A 17,099-nucleotide genomic window follows, 5' to 3' on the forward strand; every position below is an offset into this window, starting at 1 on the left:
ACAGAAATATATTGAAAAAGAAAAAGTAAACAAACAAATAAATAAGTATGGCTGTGATGGCTAGGAGGATACACCTGTTCCCATCCCGAACACAGAAGTTAAGTTCCTAAACGTCGAAGGTACTAGTACATCTCGTACTGGGAGAATAGAAAACAGCCAAACAAACCACTCGAAAGAATGGTTTTTTGTTTATATAAATAATTAATTTTGTTTATTGTTGTGAAAGCTCAGAGCTTAACGGCAAAGAAAAGTAAATAAACAAGTATGGCTGTAATGGCTAGGAGGATACACCTGTTCCCATTCCGAACACAGAAGTTAATGACCTAACAGCAATCTGTGATTGCGTCGTAGGTCAGATACTAAGAAACTCCATTTGTGAAACAAATGGCAAGTTTCGACAGTGAAAGCTCAGAGCTTAACGGCAAAGAAAAGTAAATAAACAAGTATGGCTGTAATGGCTAGGAGGATACACCTGTTCCCATCCCGAACACAGAAGTTAAGCTCTTAAACGTCGAAGGTACTAGTACATCTCGTACTGGGAGAATAGAAAACAGCCAAACTCCTAGGTAGCTCAATGGTGGAGCACCCGGCTGTTAACCGGTAGGTTGTGGGTTCGAGCCCCACCCTGGGAGCCAATTGTGCCGGGGTGGCGGAACTGGCAGACGCACAGGACTTAAAATCCTGCGATGTTAACTCATCGTACCGGTTCGATTCCGGTCCTCGGCACCAGTTTTAGGCCCCATGGTCAAGCGGTTAAGACATCGCCCTTTCACGGCGGTAACCCGGGTTCGAATCCCGGTGGGGTCACCATTTAATTTTTATGTGGCGGAGTAGCTCAGTTGGCTAGAGCATGCGGTTCATACCCGCAGTGTCAGGGGTTCAAATCCCTTCTCCGCTACCATTTTTATATTAAGGTTATATTTGGGCGCATAGCTCAGTTGGGAGAGCATCTGCCTTACAAGCAGGGGGTCATAGGTTCGAGCCCTATTGTGCCCACCAAATATGGCCTGGTAGTTCAGTTGGTTAGAATGCTAGCCTGTCACGCTAGAGGTCGTGGGTTCGAGTCCCATCCAGGTCGCCAATAAATATGCTGGTGTAGCTCAATTGGTAGAGCAACTGACTTGTAATCAGTAGGTTAGGGGTTCAAGTCCTCCCACCAGCTCCATATTTGCGGGAGTGGCTCAGTGGTAGAGCATCGCCTTGCCAAGGCGAGGGTCGCGAGTTCGAATCTCGTCTTCCGCTCCAAGAACTCAGAATTTATTCTGAGTTTTCTATTATGTGCCATTAGCTCAGCTGGATAGAGCGTTTGGCTACGGACCAAAAGGCCAGGGGTTCGAATCCTCTATGGCACGCCAAACAAAGTGATTACAGTTTTGTGATTGCTAATTTTTAACTAAAGAATCAAATAAATTATATTTGACTCTTTTTTTTTGCAAAAATTGGGTATAAGGAAATTGATTAACATTATCTTAGAAGCAGAATTAGTACATTGATATTATTTAGATTTTTTTATTAATAAATGCCATTTTATATTGTATTTTAGTAGCTTTAGTGATATAATTGTTAAGACACTATTTAAGGAGGCGATTTTATGAAACCGATTATTGGAATTTCAGGTAGTATTTTGATTAATAAGGGTAATACTTTTTCAGGATATAGAAGATCTTATGTAAATCAAGATTATGTAGAAGCTATATTAAGAGCAGGTGCTATTCCTTTTATTATACCATTTAATGAAGATTTGGAAAGTACTAGAGAAATGGTTGAACAAGTTGATGGAATTATTTTATCAGGTGGACATGATGTAGATCCACATAATTATGGAGAAGAACCATTACTAAAAATTGGAGAAGTTTTTCCTGAAAGAGATGCTTTTGATATGGAAATATACAAAACTGCCATTAAGTTAAAGAAACCTATTTTTGGTATTTGTAGAGGTTATCAAATAATTAACGTTGTTAATGGAGGAACTTTATATCAAGATTTATCTTATGCAGATTTTGTTAAACTTAAACATAATCAAGGTGATAATCCAAGTCAGGCTACTCATTTGGTAGAATTAAAAGATGGAACATTTTTGAGAAATATTTTAGGTGAAGAATATAAAGTAAATAGTTTTCATCATCAAATAGTAAAAGATGTTGCACCTGGATTTAAGATTGTTGCAAAAAGTTCTGATGGAGTTGTTGAATCTATTGAAAAAATAACAGAAGATTGTTTTGTAATTGGGCTTCAATGGCATCCAGAAATGCTATCTTTAAATTGCAAAAAATCTCAAGAGATTTTTAATTCATTTGTCAAAAAAGTCATAGAATACAAAAAGTAGGAGGTGTATATTTTTATGACTAATAAAAATAAGATGGGCTTATTTAGTATTATTCTTTTAGGATTTAATGGTATTATAGGTTCTGGTATTTTCTTGTTACCTAATAAGGTTATGGCACAAGTTGGGCCAGCTGCTGTTTTAGTAACATTATTTGATGCATTATTAGTTATTAGTATTGCAGTATGTTTTGCCGAAGTTGGTGGAATGTTTAAAAAGAATGGAGGTCCTTATGTATATGCTAAGGAGGCCTTTGGTGAGTTTGTTGGTTTTGAAGTAGGTTTTATGAAATGGGCTATAGCTATTATTGCTTGGGCTACAATGACTGTTGGTTTTGCTGAAGCCTTAATGGGATTATTACCTAAGGGAACATTTGCTAATGAGAATATTGCAAAAGCTATTATAGTTACTATTATTGTTGTTTTACTTACTTTAGTGAATTTATCAGGTATTAAGACTTCAAAGATTTTAAATAATATTGTAACAACTGGAAAGTTATTACCACTTATTATTTTTATTGCAGTAGGTTTGTTCTTTATAAATGGATCAAACTTTACTCCGTTCTTTGTTCCTGGAAAAACTGCTAGTGGACAAACTATGTCAGCTGGTGCTGCTATTGGTGCTGCTGCATTAACAATATTCTACGCATTTACTGGGTTTGAAAGTATAGCTGTTGCTGCTGAAGACATGGACAATCCAGAAAAAGATGTGCCAAAAGCTATTTTATTGGTTATCTTTATTTGTTCGATTTTTTATGTGTTAATTATTGGAATAGCAATAGGAATTTTAGGAACAGATTTAGTTACTGCAAAAGCTCCTATTCAAGAAGCTTTCCAAAGAATTATTGGTAATGCTGGAAAATACTTAGTTGGTGCTGGTACATTAGTATCAATAGGTGGTATTAATTTAGCTGCATCTATAATGACACCAAGAAGTGGTTCAGCTCTTGCTGATGATGGTTTAATTCCTAGAGTTATTGCTAAAAAGAGCTCAAAGGATGTTCCATATATTGCAATAATTATTACAGGCGTTATAACTTTAGCTTTAGGCTTATATGGATCATTAATAGGTTCATTTGCAATATTAGCTGCTATAAGCGTTGTATCAAGATTTGTACAATATGTACCAACTTGTTTATCAGTAATTGTTTTAAGGAAGAAACGTCCGGATTTAAAACCATCATTTAGAGTTCCATTTGGACCAGTAATTCCAATTTTAGCAGTAGTTGTAAGTTTCTGGTTATTATATAATTCAGATATGCAAAAAATAGTAATTGGACTTGGTGGATTGGTTATTGGAGCTGTTGTTTATTTTTTAATGAAATTATTAAATAAAGAAAATGCATAGTAAAAATAAAAAATAGAGAGGAATTTATTTCTTCTCTATTTTTTATTTTTAGTTTATGGTAAAATATATCTAGAGGTGATTTTATGAAAAATACTTTTTTAAATATAAAATATATCATAGAAAAATTTTTAGTTTTATTTTTGATTTCAATCATAAGTTTTAGCTTTATTTCAAAAGTTTCATATGCAGATGATAATTTTGATAGGGCTAATAGAATTTATGATATGGATTATAGAAGTTTTTTTATAGGAAATATAACTGATGATTCTAATGGAAAATTTAAAATAAAAGTTACCACTATTTTCCTAGGCGAAAATCTTAATGAAATAGAAGTTCCTAAGTTTAAAGAATATAGCTATAGTAGATTAACTCCAGCAAAAGGAGATTATTTTGTAGGAATTTTGAAGAAAGATAATACTTTAGATTTGACTTGGATATTTAAAGCTACTTCTGGTAATTATAAAACACTATATTTAGCAAATGATAAAGATCCTGAAAATTCAGAAGTTAAATTATTCCAGAATATGATTAATAAAGGTGATTATGTACCTAATCTTGATGAAATTGAAAAAAATAAGAGATTAGAGGCTAATAAATATTCAAAACCAAAAGATGATTTTAGTAAAAATTATGATGAGTTGACTGAAGAAGAGAAACAAAACAGACTAGAGGCGGTAAATGAAAAGTCTGAGAAAGATTATAAAGAACGAATGGAAGCTATCTCTAATTTATTAAAAAATCCTGTTGTGCTTATTGTTCCGTCAATTCTGTTTTTATTAATTTTTTATGTTGTTCGTTCAAAAAGAAAATTTTTAAAAGAAATGGAAGAACGTATTGAAGATGAATACAATGACAAAGAATAATTCTATAAATAGTGATTATGAAGCTAAGAAATTATTGAATTTTAGTGTGAAATTTTCTTATTCTTTGCTTTATAATGGAGCTGAAGTTTATAGAGTAGAGGATAGTATAAATAGAATTTGTAAGTCTTTTGAAAACATAAAGGCTGTTAACACTTTTGCTTTAAGTAATATGGTAATTATTTCATTTGTATTTAATGGAACTACTTATACAAGTATGAGAAGATTAAATGATTCTGGAAAAAATTTGGAAAAAATAGCTTTGCTAAATGAGTTATCAAGAAATATAGTTTCTGGAAAAGTTGATATTGATGAAGCATTTAAAGAATTGAAAAATATAAAAAATAAAAGTTCATATAGTAATGTAGCTATTGTTTTGTTAGTTACTATATCTGCACCGTTTTTAGCTTTTATTTTTGGTGGAACTTTAAGCGATTTTATTCCAGCTTCTATGGCTATGCTTGTTGAAATGCTATTTTTGATTTATGTAGAAAAATTAAAGTTACCATCATTCTTGACAACTTTTTTATCTGCAAGTGCAGTAGCACTTTTTACAATGACTATGTCTAGGATTATTCATATTGAAAATGTATCAAGTATTTTGATTGCAGGAATTGTTCCACTGTTTCCAGGAATACAAATAACAAATTCAATGAGAGATATTTTATCAGGAGATATTTTGTCAGGAATAATTGGAATAATGTCTGCTATATTTACAGCAGTTTCTATTGCTGTTGGTGTAGTTCTAATTCTTAGACTTTTTGGATAGGTGATTTTATGGATTTATTTTTAAATATAATTTGTGCGGTTGTATCTAGTATTGCATTTTCAATATTTTTTATAGTACCAAAGAAAGCTATTATTTACTGTTCTATTACTGGAACTATCAGTTGGATTGTTTATTATTTTTGTAGTAAACATTTTGGAAATGCGGTTAGCAATTTGATTGCATCTATAGTTGTAGGGTTATTTGCAGAATACTTTTCTGTAAGGTTAAAAATGCCTTCTACAGTATTTTTATATGTTGGAATTGTAATGTTAGTTCCAGGGTATGGAATGTATCATACTATGGAATATTTTGCAAAAAATGAGTATTTATTAGCTTTAGATATTGGAATAAGCACAGTTGTGCATGCAGGTTCTATAGCAATTGGAGTTTTAGTTTCAGCGGTATTTTCCAAATCGATTAAGAGAGTAAAATTTGATAGAGTTAATAAAATTAACGAAATAACTGAAATAATAGGAGAGTTCTCAGAAAAACAATAAAGAAAGTTTAATTCGAATAGACTTTTTTATGAAAAATTTTTTTGTAAAAAGGTTGATTTTTTTAGTTAAATAATGTATAATACTTAATGTTGTTTTATGGGAGTAGATGAGTTCTGGTGTGCTCTCTGGTCTTCAAAACCAGCATGAGGAGTTTGTAGCTTCTTAGGTGGGTTCGATTCCCACATATTCCCGCCAGTTTTTTTAAAATACAATTTAGCACTTGACTATTCTTTTACGATGAAGTATAATTATGTTAAGCTGTTATTTGGTATAATTATGTTAAGATGTTATTTAATAAATGGAGGTGTGTTATGTCAAATTTAAAAAAATTGCAATCAAAACAATTAGACGAGTTTTTTGAAGCAATATTAATGTTAAAATCTAAAGATGATTGCTATGCTTTCTTTGAAGATGTATGTACTTTACGTGAATTAAATTCTATTTCACAAAGATTAGAAGTTGCTAAACTTTTAAAAATAAGAAAAACTTATAACGAAATAGAACTTGAAACTGGAGCATCAACTGCTACAATTAGTAGAGTAAATAGATCATTACAATTTGGTGCAGAAGGTTATGAATTAGTTCTTGATGCGTTAATTGCTAAAGATTTAAAAACTAAAAAATAATTGATTTTAAGTAAAATAGATACTATTTTAAAATAGTATCTATTTTTTTGTTATAGATTTTAAAATTTATTGAAATATTAAAGATACAATGCTATAATATAATTGTTAGTTTTAAATTTATAAGGGGGTATTGTCATTATGATTAATGAAAGAATTAGTAAATTGAGAAAGTTGATGGCTAAAAGAAATATAGACGCCTATATTGTACCTAGCTCAGATCCGCATCAATCAGAATATTTAGCGGATTATTACAAAACTAGAGAATTTATAACAGGTTTTACAGGTTCTGCAGGAACTGCTGTTATTACTACAAAGAAATCAGGTTTATGGACTGATGGTAGATATTTTATTCAAGCCGCTAAAGAATTAGCTGTTGGAGAAGTTGAACTTTATAAAATCGGTGTTCCTGATTCAATTTCTATTGAAGAATTCTTGTTAAAAGAGTTTCCAAGTAGAGGAGCAAAGATTGCTTTTGATGGTAATAATACTTCTGTTGCAGAATATGAAAATTTAATGAAAAAGTTACCTAATTTTGAGTTTATAACTGATGTTGATTATGTGGGAGATATTTGGAATGAAGAAGGTCGTCCTACAAAACCAGATAGTAAAGTTTATATTTTTGATGAAAAATATTCTGGAGAGTCAACTTCTAATAGAATAGCAAGACTTAGAGAAATGATGAAAGAAAAAGGAATAGATTATCATTTTATAGGCTCATTAGATGATATTGCTTATGTTTTAAATATTAGAGCTAATGATGTTCAATGTAATCCTGTAGTAATTTCATATTTATTAGTTTCTGAAAATGCTTGTAATTTATACATTGATAAATCTAAATTATCAGAAGAAGTTGCAAATTATTTAAAGGAAAATAATATTTCTATCAAAGCTTATGAAGTTATAGGAAGAGATATTTCTGATATTGAAGCTAAAAAGACTTTGTATTTAGAAACAAAAAAGACAAATGTAGCAGTTTATTCATCAATCGGAAGAGGAGTAAATGTTGTTACAGGCTTAAATCTTACTTCAATAATGAAATGTCATAAAAATGAAATTGAAATAAAAAATACTAAGAATGCATTCATTAAAGACGGAGTTGCACTAGTTAGATATTTAAATTGGTTGGAAACAGGTGTTTCAACAGGAACTATAACTGAAATGATTGCATCAGAAAAGTTATTTGAATTTAGAAAACAACAAGATTTGTTTATTGAAGACAGTTTTGAAGCAATTTCTGCTTATGGGGCAAATGCTTCAATGCCACATTACAAACCAAGTCATGAACATCCTGTAAAAGTTGAACCAAGAGGATTATATTTAATTGATAGTGGTGGACATTACTTAGATGGAACAACTGATATAACAAGAACAGTTGCACTTGGAGAATTAAAAGAAGAAGAAATTTATCATTATACATTAGTTTTAAAGGCACATATTGCTTTAATGGAAGCTAAGTTCTTAGAAGGAACTAATGGTGGATATTTAGATGCTTTCACAAGATATAATCTATGGAAGAATAGAATTAATTTCAATCATGGTACAGGACATGGAGTTGGTCATGTTTTAAATGTTCATGAAGGACCTCAAAGAATAGGTACTGCAGGAAATGAATATCCAATGGAAGTTGGAATGATAACTTCTGATGAACCAGGAATTTATATTAGTGGTAGTCATGGAATTAGAATTGAAAGCATTATGGTTTGTGTTAAAGATGAAATGACTGAATTTGGACAATTCTTAAAATTTGACAATTTAACAGTTGTGCCTATTGATACAAGACCTGTAGATAAATCATTAATGAGTGAAGAAGAAATTACTTGGTTAAATGATTATAATAAGATGTGCTATGAAAAATTATCTCCATATTTAAGTGGACATGATTTAGAATATTTAAGAGAACAATGCAAGGAAATTTAACGGAATTTGATATAAATTATGAATTAAAAAAACTACCTGATTTACCAGGGGTTTATATAATGTATGATAAGGATGATAACATTATCTATGTTGGGAAATCTGTCTCTTTAAAGAATAGAGTTAGGTCATATTTTACTACTAATCACAAATACAAAAAAGTTCAAGCTATGGTAGAACATATTCATAGATTTGAATATATAATTGTAAATAACGAAACGGAAAGCTTAGTTTTAGAAGCAAATTTGATTAAGAAAAATAGACCTAAGTATAATATAAATTTAAAGGATGATAAACAATATCCTTATATAAAAATTACAAATGAAAAATTTCCTAAAATTTTAAAAGTTAGAGATGTTAAGGAAGATAAGGCTCAATATTTTGGGCCTTTTCCTACAATTTCAGACTTAGAAAAATTGATGGAATTATCAATATTGATTTACAATATAAGAGATTGTAAGTTGAACTTTGATAAAGGAAAGTTTTTACAGAGACCTTGTATGAGCTATTATTTGGGAAGATGCTCAGCACCATGTACTCAAAATATAGATAGAGAAAATTATAATAATGATGTTAAAAGAGTTATTAAGTTTCTTTCAGGAGATACAACTGAGATAAAAGAAATTTTACTAAACAGAATGAAAAAAGCATCAGCAAAAGAAGAATATGAACTCGCAATGAAATATAGAGATTTTTTGAGTGAAATAGATTATTTATTTACTAAGCAGATTTTTAATATCAAGAAATTTAAGGAATATCATTTGATTTCTTATGCTTATGCTGAGAATATTTTGGTTGTTGCAATTTTTATTGTAAATGATGGACTTGTAGTTGATAGAAAACATTTCATTGTTGAAAATATTTTGGACTTGGAAGTTGAAGAGCTATTCTCAAATGTTATAAGACAATTTTACATAAGTCATCATAACAAGGTTAAAGAAGTATATATTGATTATTCGGACGAAAAATTTTTAAATGAAATTTCATTATTCTTAGCAAATATTTTTTCTGAAAAATCTATTTCTGTAAAAAATCCTAAAAAAGGTGTTAAATTTGATCAAATGAAAATTTTGCAAAAAAATGCAAATGAAATTTTAACTAAACAAATTTTTGACAGTAAAAATATAAATATAAAATATTTACAAGCTATTAATTATCTAAAAAATATTTTGGATATTGACAATCTAAACAGAATAGAATGTTATGATATTTCAAATATTTCAGGTGATTTTAATGTTGGGAGTATGGTAGTTTATAAAAATGGTTTTAAAAGCTCAAAAGATTATCGAAAGTTTAAGATAAAAACAGTTGTAGGGCAAGATGATTATTCAAGCCATAGAGAGATGCTCACAAGAAGATTTAATAGATTTTTAGATGAAAAAATAAATTCTGCTGGAAGCAGTTTTTCAGAAAAGCCGGACTTAATTTTAATGGATGGTGGAAAGGGACATGTTAATGTAGCAAAAGAAGTTCTTTTAGAAAAGAACTTGGATGTTCCTGTTATTGGACTTGTAAAAAATGACAAGCATAGAACTAAAGGAATAATTTTTGAAGACAATTATATCGAATTAGATATAAATACAAATATATATAGATTTTTATTTGACATACAAGAAGAAGTTCATAGATTTGCTATTAACTATCATAGAAGTTTACAGAATAAAAAATTACAAAATTCTGTTCTTGATGAGATAAAAGGTGTTGGAGAAATTAAAAAGATTAAACTATTATCTCATTTTGGAAGCATTTCTTCGATAAAAAAAGCAAGTGTTGAAGAACTTCTTATGGTTGATAAAATGGATAAGAAAACAGCAAAAAATATTTTTGAATTTTTTAATAATGAGGGATAATATGAAAAAAAGTGTTCTATTGAAAGACTTAGTTGAAAAACTTGGATTTGAGATTGTTTATAAAAGCGATGATTATGATAAAATAGAAATAGATATTAATGAAGTTAATAGACCTGGGCTTCAACTAAGTGGTTTTTTTGATACTTTTTCATATAAAAGAATTCAAATAATTGGACTTCCGGAGCATGAATATTATAACAAATATTTACCCTTTGATGAAAGAAGAAATATTTTTGATAAGTTCTTTTCATATCCGATTCCCGCTTTGATTTACAGTTATGGAATTAATATACCTTATGAAGTTTATTCTTTGGCAAAAAAACATAATAGAACAATTTTAAGAGTAGATTATGGAACTACAAAACTTATTTCCAAGTTGAATTTATTTTTAGAATATGCCTTAAGTGAAGAAATAAGAGTTCATGGTGGATTACTTGAAGTTTTTGGTATGGGAATTTTAATTCTTGGTAAAAGTAGTATAGGGAAAAGTGAAACTGCTCTTGAACTTATTGCTCGTGGACATAGATTGGTGGCAGATGATGCTGTAGATATAAGAAAAATAGATAATAAACTCTATGGGGAGTCACCTGAAAATATTCGACATTTTTTAGAGATTAGAGGGCTTGGAATATTGGATATTGAAAGGTTATATGGATCAGGGGCAATAAAAAGATCTACAGAGATTGATTTTGTTATTGAGCTTGAAAATTGGATAGATAACAAAGAATATGATAGATTAGGTCTTGATGATAAATACAAAAGTATCCTGGGTCTTGAACTTCCATATATTGTAATTCCTGTAAAACCGGGTAGAAATATAGCACTGATTGTTGAAGTTGCAGCAAGAAATATGCGTCAAAAAATGTATGGATATAATGCTGCAGAGGAATTAAATAAAAGAATAATGGAAGAAATAAAAAATAAATCAAATTAGGTGGTAAATATGTTATTTAGTAAATTAAATTGTATTGTAAGATATGACGAACCTTTAAAAAATCATACTACATTCAAAATTGGTGGAAATTGTATAGCTTTAATTGAACCAAGAGAAGTTTCCGATATAGTTGAAACTATAAAAATATGTAGAGAAAATAGTATTAAATTTTTTGTAATTGGAAATGGATCAAATTTACTTGTTCCAGATGAAGGCTATAATGGAGTTATAATAAAATTAAAGGGTGAATTTTCAACAATACAAGTTGAGGGCGAATATTTAATAGTAAATTCTGGTGCAAAATTATCAGAAGTTTATACTGTAGCTTATGAAAATTCTTTAACAGGATTTGAATTCGCTTCAGGAATTCCTGGAACAATAGGTGGAGCAATCTATATGAATGCAGGAGCCTATGGTGGTGAAATGAAAGATATAGTGGAATCCGTTCAAGTTTTGGACTTAGATAATTTTGAATTAAGAGAATTAAAAAATGAAGAGCTTGAATTTTCTTATAGAAAAAGCATAATTCAAAGGAAAAACTATATTGTAACTACTATTAAGTTGAAATTACAAAAAGGAAATAAAGAAGAAATAAATGCTGTCTATGAAGATTTAAGAGAAAGAAGAAATTCAAAACAACCTTTGAACTTCGGTTCTGCGGGAAGTACATTTAAAAGACCTGAAGGACATTTTGCTTCAAAATTAATCGAAGATGCTGGACTTAAAGGATATCATATAAATGATGCTTGGGTTTCCGAAAAACATTCAGGCTTTGTTGTTAATAAAGGAAATGCGAGTTATAAAGAGGTTATGGAGCTTATTGAATATGTTCAAAAAGTTGTTTTTGAAAAATTTGGAGTTAAGTTGGAAACAGAAGTAAGAATTTTAAAGGATTAGGTTATGGAAGCAGTTATAATTACAGGAATGAGTGGAGCAGGAAAAACATTGGCATTAAACCATTTTGAAGATATGGGTTATTATTGCATGGAAAATCTCCCTCCAAAATTTATTGTAGATTTTGTTGAATTAATAAATAATTCTACAAAGTCTATTGAAAAGTTGGCTATAGTTATTGACGTTAGAGCTAGGTTTTTTGAAGACTTATCAGAAACAATTCAAAATTTGAAAAAAATGGATTGTGAACTTAAAGTCTTATTTTTAGATGCAAGTAATAGAACTCTTATTAATAGATACAAGGAATTAAGACGTCCTCATCCTGTAAACCCGAATGGTGCACTTTCAGATTCCATAGAGCTAGAAAGGGAATTACTTAATGATATAAAAGATAAATCTGATATTATCATAGATACTACAAGACTTTCTGCTATAAGTTTTAAAAATAAATTGAATTCAATTTTTTTCAATGGTAATAAAAAAGATTTAGTTATAAATATAGAATCATTTGGATTTAAAAATGGAATTTTGGTTGAAGCTGATTTAGTTTTTGATGTTAGATTTTTACCTAATCCATATTATATTGAAGAACTAAAAGAACTTAACGGAAAAGATGATGAAATTCAAGATTATGTTATGGGTTTTGGTGACTCAAAGATATTTTTAAATAAGGTTGTTGATTTATTGGAGTTCTTAATACCTAAATATAAGGCTGAAGGAAAAAATATGCTTACTATTGGAGTTGGATGTACAGGTGGAAAGCATCGTTCTGTTTGTTTAGCTGAAAAAATTTATTCAGAACTTAAAAAAGAACATTCTAATGTTAATATTTCTCATAGGGATGAAAGACTATGGTAGATGATACTAGAATTGTAACCATAGGAGGAGGAACTGGAAGTTCTACTATTCTTAAAGGTTTAAAAAAATATTTTAAAGATATTACTGCAATTGTAACCGTCGCTGATGACGGTGGAAGTTCCGGAATGCTTAGAGATGATTTAGGAATTATTCCACCTGGAGATATTAGAGCTTGTTTGATTTCTTTAGCAAATACTGAAAAATCAATGGAAAGATTGATGAAATATAGATTTAAAGAGGGAAATCTTAAGGGACAAAGCTTTGGAAATTTATTTCTAGTTGCAATGGCAGATATTTATAAAGATTTTATGTTAGGTATCCAAGAAACTTCTAATATTTTAGCAATAACCGGTAAAGTTTTACCAGTTACTTTAGATAATATAAAATTATTTGCAGAGCTTGAAAATGGAGAAATAATTGAGGGAGAAAGTAATATAACAGCTTTAAACTTAGAAGATGAAAATAGTAGTAGAATAAATAGAGTTTTCATTTCTCCTAAATATGCTAAACCACTTAATGAAGTTGTTCATGAAATTTATAATTCTGATGTAATTTTAATAGGTCCTGGAAGTTTATATACTTCTGTAATTCCTAATTTGTTAATTTCTGAAATAAGTGAAGCATTAACAAATACTAAAGCAAAAATTTGCTTTATTTTAAATGTTGTTAATCAATCAACAGAAACCTTCGATTATAAGGTTACTGACCATTTAAACGCAATTTATAAGCATTGTGAAGGAATTAAAATTGACACAGTTATAGTAAATAATGAAATAATTCCTGAAGAAGTTGACTTAAAATATAAAAGAAAAAGTGCAAGTCAACTGTTACTAAGTGATGAAGAAAGAGAGTATTTAAAAAAATTAAAAATAAGGGTTTTAGAGGACAATTTAGTTAATAAATCTTCAGGCTATTCAAGACATAATGAAGATAAACTTGCAAGATTGATTTTAGAAAATTTTTAAATAATAGTTAAATTTAGAATATTTTAAATTTGTAAATTTTAGATTGGGTTTTCTCCCAATTTTAAACAAAAGTAATTATAAATTGATTATAGATGAGTTTGATAATTTTTTTGATTTGGGAGTACTTAACTTTTCCGTTAATTATTTTTTACCATCTGGTCGAGGTCGATTCTCAGACCTAAGATTATCATCAGAGGAAATGTTTTATACATATAAAAGTATTCTAGACAAATTGGCTAACAAATTAAAAAAAGATAATATATTGATATTTGAGAAAAATATGTATTATTTTATAAAAAAGATGATAACTAAAAAAATGCTTACATGTGTATGTCTTCCACTTGAGGAGCTGGAATTTCACAGTTTGCTTTGTCTAGCGATAGAAACGTTTATCCTTGTGCGGATTTTTGTGAAGATAAAAAATTTTCGTATGGAAGTGTTAAATAAGATTTTTGGGATAATATGTTAAATAATCAGACATGGAAAGAATTAAGGTATAATTATCAAAATAATATACTTGAATGGAAGTTATGTGAATTTAATAAAGAATGTTCAGCTTGTTGTTCTGCAAGAAGTTATTATAATAATTCAAAAATTAAATCTATAGATCCAGTATGTGAGTTTAACAAATTAATGATTGTTTTTTTGCGAGAAGAATTATCCAAAAAAGGAGATATTTACTTTTGGTGGAATAGTTTGAATACTACTTTAAGTTTGAGAGGAGATAAATTTGGAAAATATAATTAAAGTTAATAATCTTTCAAAGACTTATAGATATAATAATATATTTTTAAATGCTGTTAATGACATATCTTTTAATATAAAAAAAGGAGAGTGTGTTGGATACATAGGTAAAAATGGATCGGGGAAAACTACAACTTTAAGAATATTATCAGGTATAATACATCCTTCAGAAGGAAATGTTGTAGTTGATGGAAAAGTGCCGTATTTAGAGAGAGTTAATCATGTTAAAAATATAGGAATAATGTTTGGTAATAAGCCTCAACTTTGGCCGGAGCTTTCTCCTAATGAGGCTTTCCATATATTAAGGGATATATATGAAGTTGAAAAGAAGTTATTTAAACAAAATTTTGAAGAAATAGTTTTTATGTTAGGACTAGAAGAATTAGTAAATAAACCTTTAAGAAAAATGAGTTTAGGACAAAGAATAAAATGCGAAATAGCTTCAATATTTTTACATAATCCAAGTATAATTTTTTTAGATGAACCAACAATTGGACTTGATATAGAAACAAAAGAAAAAATAAAGAAGTTTATAAAATTTTTGAATTCAGAAAAAAATGTAACGGTATTATTTACATCTCATGATTTAAATGATATTTCAGACGTATGTAAAAGAATTATCATCATAGATTCTGGAAAAATAATAGAAGATAATACTACTGAGGGTATAGTTGAAAAATATGGTAAAAATAGAATTATAGAATTCAAAAATATACAGCATGAAACGAAATTAGAGATGATTTCAATAGTTAAAAAATTGGATTCATATTGTAAAATTATATACGAAGGTAAAAATGAATTACATATAACTATTAGAAACAGCAAAAATACTTCATTAGTTTTACATGATTTACTTTTTGACACAAATATAGAGATTAATTTTAGAGAATGTAGTTTTGAAGACTCTATTTATAAAATTTTTACTGGTAAGGAGAAATCAGAATGAATTTAAGAAAATACTTAGCTTTTGTAAAACTAATTTTTATTAGGCTATCTAAATACAAGTATGAAATTATATGGAATTTTTTAAGCTCTGTAATTTTGATAATTTTCTTGATATCATTTTGGAAAAGTGTGTATGTAAGTGGAGGTACAATAAATGGATATGATTTTAATGATATTTTAAAATATACATTATTGTCTCAAATTATATATGCATTGACTACTAATAGAATAGATAGAGTTATTTCTAAACAAATACAAGATGGAAGTATATTGAATTCATTAACAACACCAGTAAATTTATTTTTTAAGTTCTGGTTCATTAGAATTGGAGAGGTTGTGTGGGTTTTTTTAACTCAAATAATTTTATTCATTTTAACAATTTTTATATATTTTGATGTTAGTGTGAAAAAAGTTGAACATTTGGTTTTTTTTGTGATATTAATTTTTATATCTATATATTTGAATTTTGTTATAAATTATATAGTTGGACTTTTTTCGTGTTGGATAATTAGTGTTGAAGGAGTTACACATTTTAAAGACTTTTTATTTTCTATTTGTTCTGGATTACTTATTCCTTTAGAGTTCTTTGAAGATAAGTACAGGAATATAATTGAGTTTCTTCCTTTCAAATATATTATTTATATGCCTATAAATTCATTAAAAGTAAATTCAATTGAGAATTTTTATAGTATACTTTATGGAATTATTTGGTGTTTGGTGCTTTCCTATATACTATTTAAATTTCAAAATAGAGCTTTAGAAAAATTAAGTATCTTTGAGGGGTAGTTATGAAAACTTTTAAATTATTTATTTCAATTAGAAAATTAGAACTTAAATTAAGATTAAGTAATAAATTTGATTTTTTTATATTTATTTTATCAGATTTTTTTACACAACTACTTACTTTTATATTTATACATACTTTATTTGAAAATATACCTAATTTAAATGGGTGGAGTTACGAACAAATACTATTAATTTTTGGTTTATATCAATTTTCTTACGGATTATTTGGATTTTTATTTTGGCCACTTTATGACTTCTCATATATTTTGGTATCTGGGAATTTAGATGGTATTTTAGTTAAGCCGATAAATGAACTACTACAATTATATGGCAAAGGAATAGGTGATGTAGGAGGAGTTTTTCTAGGGTTAGTTATTATTATAAGATTCATAAATATTTCTCAAATAAGTATAATAAGACTTCTATTGATTATAATTCCAATGACATTTATGAATATATTAATATTTGTGTGTTTATTTACAATAGTAGCAAGTCTTTCATTTTGGTTTGAAAATATATCTAATTCATTAATTAGAATAATCCAATCATTGACAATATATTCAAAATATCCATTAAATATTTTTAATAAATTTATAAAAATTATTTTTACTTTTATTATTCCTTTTGGATTTATGGGATATTATCCTGTTGCTATTTTATATGGGAAAGAACAATTATATTATATTTGTATTGAGGTGCTAGTTTGTCTATTTTTAGTATTGTTTACTAAGTTTATTTGGAAAAAAGGAATAAAAAAATACAGTGGGGTGAACAGTTAGTGGATTTG

16 protein-coding genes, 10 tRNA genes and 2 rRNA genes are annotated in these 17,099 nt (G+C 28.3%); all 28 read left to right on the plus strand.

Going from position 1 to position 17,099, the window contains the following annotated elements; genetic code table 11:
* Nucleotides 1-46: 46 nt before the first annotated feature.
* The 28 genes from rrf (RWJ08_RS05865) to RWJ08_RS06000 all read left to right on the plus strand — a co-directional run bounded on the left by rrf (RWJ08_RS05865) (nt 47) and on the right by RWJ08_RS06000 (nt 17,091).
* Nucleotides 47-162: ribosomal RNA gene (gene rrf, locus RWJ08_RS05865) — 5S ribosomal RNA — on the plus strand.
* A 282-nt stretch (nt 163-444) separates the two neighbouring features.
* Nucleotides 445-560: ribosomal RNA gene (gene rrf / locus RWJ08_RS05870) — 5S ribosomal RNA — on the plus strand.
* Nucleotides 561-635 (plus strand) — tRNA-Asn (locus RWJ08_RS05875).
* Nucleotides 636-640: 5 nt separating this feature from the next.
* Nucleotides 641-729, plus strand: a tRNA-Leu gene (locus RWJ08_RS05880).
* A 6-nt stretch (nt 730-735) separates the two neighbouring features.
* Nucleotides 736-810, plus strand: a tRNA-Glu gene (locus RWJ08_RS05885).
* 14 nt (nt 811-824) lie between these two features.
* Nucleotides 825-901: transfer RNA gene (locus RWJ08_RS05890), tRNA-Met, on the plus strand.
* 22 nt (nt 902-923) lie between these two features.
* Nucleotides 924-999 (plus strand) — tRNA-Val (locus RWJ08_RS05895).
* A 5-nt stretch (nt 1,000-1,004) separates the two neighbouring features.
* Nucleotides 1,005-1,081: transfer RNA gene (locus RWJ08_RS05900), tRNA-Asp, on the plus strand.
* A gap of 8 nt (nt 1,082-1,089) precedes the next feature.
* Nucleotides 1,090-1,165, plus strand: a tRNA-Thr gene (locus RWJ08_RS05905).
* 5 nt (nt 1,166-1,170) lie between these two features.
* Nucleotides 1,171-1,245 (plus strand) — tRNA-Gly (locus RWJ08_RS05910).
* 33 nt (nt 1,246-1,278) lie between these two features.
* Nucleotides 1,279-1,355: transfer RNA gene (locus RWJ08_RS05915), tRNA-Arg, on the plus strand.
* Nucleotides 1,356-1,591: 236 nt separating this feature from the next.
* Nucleotides 1,592-2,326 (plus strand): gamma-glutamyl-gamma-aminobutyrate hydrolase family protein, encoded by a 735-nt coding sequence (locus RWJ08_RS05920; protein WP_313961417.1) that lies wholly within the window; start codon nt 1,592-1,594, stop codon nt 2,324-2,326.
* 15 nt (nt 2,327-2,341) lie between these two features.
* A complete protein-coding gene (locus tag RWJ08_RS05925; RefSeq protein ID WP_009354252.1) occupies nt 2,342-3,670 on the plus strand; it encodes an APC family permease in 1,329 nt (442 codons plus the stop codon).
* 83 nt (nt 3,671-3,753) lie between these two features.
* Nucleotides 3,754-4,533 (plus strand): hypothetical protein, encoded by a 780-nt coding sequence (locus RWJ08_RS05930; protein WP_009372491.1) that lies wholly within the window; start codon nt 3,754-3,756, stop codon nt 4,531-4,533.
* Nucleotides 4,511-5,299 (plus strand): threonine/serine exporter ThrE family protein, encoded by a 789-nt coding sequence (locus RWJ08_RS05935; protein ID WP_009372842.1) that lies wholly within the window; start codon nt 4,511-4,513, stop codon nt 5,297-5,299. The genes RWJ08_RS05930 and RWJ08_RS05935 overlap by 23 nt, the downstream gene beginning before the upstream one ends.
* An 8-nt stretch (nt 5,300-5,307) precedes the next feature.
* Nucleotides 5,308-5,796, plus strand: a complete 489-nt coding sequence (locus RWJ08_RS05940; RefSeq protein ID WP_009372326.1) for a threonine/serine exporter family protein — start codon at nt 5,308-5,310, stop codon at nt 5,794-5,796.
* 98 nt (nt 5,797-5,894) lie between these two features.
* Nucleotides 5,895-5,991, plus strand: a tRNA-Sec gene (locus tag RWJ08_RS05945).
* 116 nt (nt 5,992-6,107) lie between these two features.
* Nucleotides 6,108-6,422, plus strand: a complete 315-nt coding sequence (locus tag RWJ08_RS05950) for a YerC/YecD family TrpR-related protein (RefSeq protein WP_293440602.1) — start codon at nt 6,108-6,110, stop codon at nt 6,420-6,422.
* Between the two features lie 138 nt (nt 6,423-6,560).
* Nucleotides 6,561-8,339, plus strand: coding sequence for an aminopeptidase P family protein (locus RWJ08_RS05955; RefSeq protein ID WP_313961418.1), 1,779 nt, complete (start codon nt 6,561-6,563; stop codon nt 8,337-8,339).
* A complete protein-coding gene (gene uvrC, locus RWJ08_RS05960) occupies nt 8,324-10,186 on the plus strand; it encodes an excinuclease ABC subunit UvrC (RefSeq protein WP_313961419.1) in 1,863 nt (620 codons plus the stop codon). The genes RWJ08_RS05955 and uvrC overlap by 16 nt, the downstream gene beginning before the upstream one ends.
* A 1-nt stretch (nt 10,187) precedes the next feature.
* A complete protein-coding gene (hprK, locus tag RWJ08_RS05965) occupies nt 10,188-11,120 on the plus strand; it encodes an HPr(Ser) kinase/phosphatase (RefSeq protein ID WP_009372562.1) in 933 nt (310 codons plus the stop codon).
* 9 nt (nt 11,121-11,129) lie between these two features.
* Entirely contained in the window at nt 11,130-12,017 is an 888-nt protein-coding gene (gene murB, locus RWJ08_RS05970) for a UDP-N-acetylmuramate dehydrogenase (RefSeq protein ID WP_313961420.1), read from the plus strand.
* 3 nt (nt 12,018-12,020) lie between these two features.
* Complete coding sequence (rapZ, locus tag RWJ08_RS05975; protein WP_313961421.1) at nt 12,021-12,872, plus strand: RNase adapter RapZ; 852 nt, start codon at nt 12,021-12,023, stop codon at nt 12,870-12,872.
* Nucleotides 12,866-13,837 carry a YvcK family protein gene (locus RWJ08_RS05980; protein WP_313961422.1) on the plus strand — a complete coding sequence of 324 codons (972 nt, stop codon included), beginning with the start codon at nt 12,866-12,868 and terminating at the stop codon, nt 13,835-13,837. Before rapZ ends, RWJ08_RS05980 begins: the two co-directional genes overlap by 7 nt.
* A gap of 462 nt (nt 13,838-14,299) precedes the next feature.
* Nucleotides 14,300-14,584 carry a hypothetical protein gene (locus RWJ08_RS05985; RefSeq protein WP_313961423.1) on the plus strand — a complete coding sequence of 95 codons (285 nt, stop codon included), beginning with the start codon at nt 14,300-14,302 and terminating at the stop codon, nt 14,582-14,584.
* Nucleotides 14,568-15,527: an ATP-binding cassette domain-containing protein gene (locus tag RWJ08_RS05990; protein WP_313961424.1), complete on the plus strand. Its 960-nt coding sequence runs from the start codon at nt 14,568-14,570 to the stop codon at nt 15,525-15,527. Before RWJ08_RS05985 ends, RWJ08_RS05990 begins: the two co-directional genes overlap by 17 nt.
* On the plus strand, nt 15,524-16,312 hold the full coding sequence (locus RWJ08_RS05995; RefSeq protein ID WP_004833714.1) for an ABC-2 family transporter protein: 789 nt from the start codon (nt 15,524-15,526) through the stop codon (nt 16,310-16,312). Before RWJ08_RS05990 ends, RWJ08_RS05995 begins: the two co-directional genes overlap by 4 nt.
* A gap of 2 nt (nt 16,313-16,314) precedes the next feature.
* A complete protein-coding gene (locus tag RWJ08_RS06000) occupies nt 16,315-17,091 on the plus strand; it encodes an ABC-2 family transporter protein (RefSeq protein ID WP_248109406.1) in 777 nt (258 codons plus the stop codon).
* Nucleotides 17,092-17,099 lie beyond the last annotated feature (8 nt).

It is taken from the genome of uncultured Parvimonas sp., assembly GCF_963524015.1.
Taxonomy (GTDB): domain Bacteria; phylum Bacillota; class Clostridia; order Tissierellales; family Peptoniphilaceae; genus Parvimonas.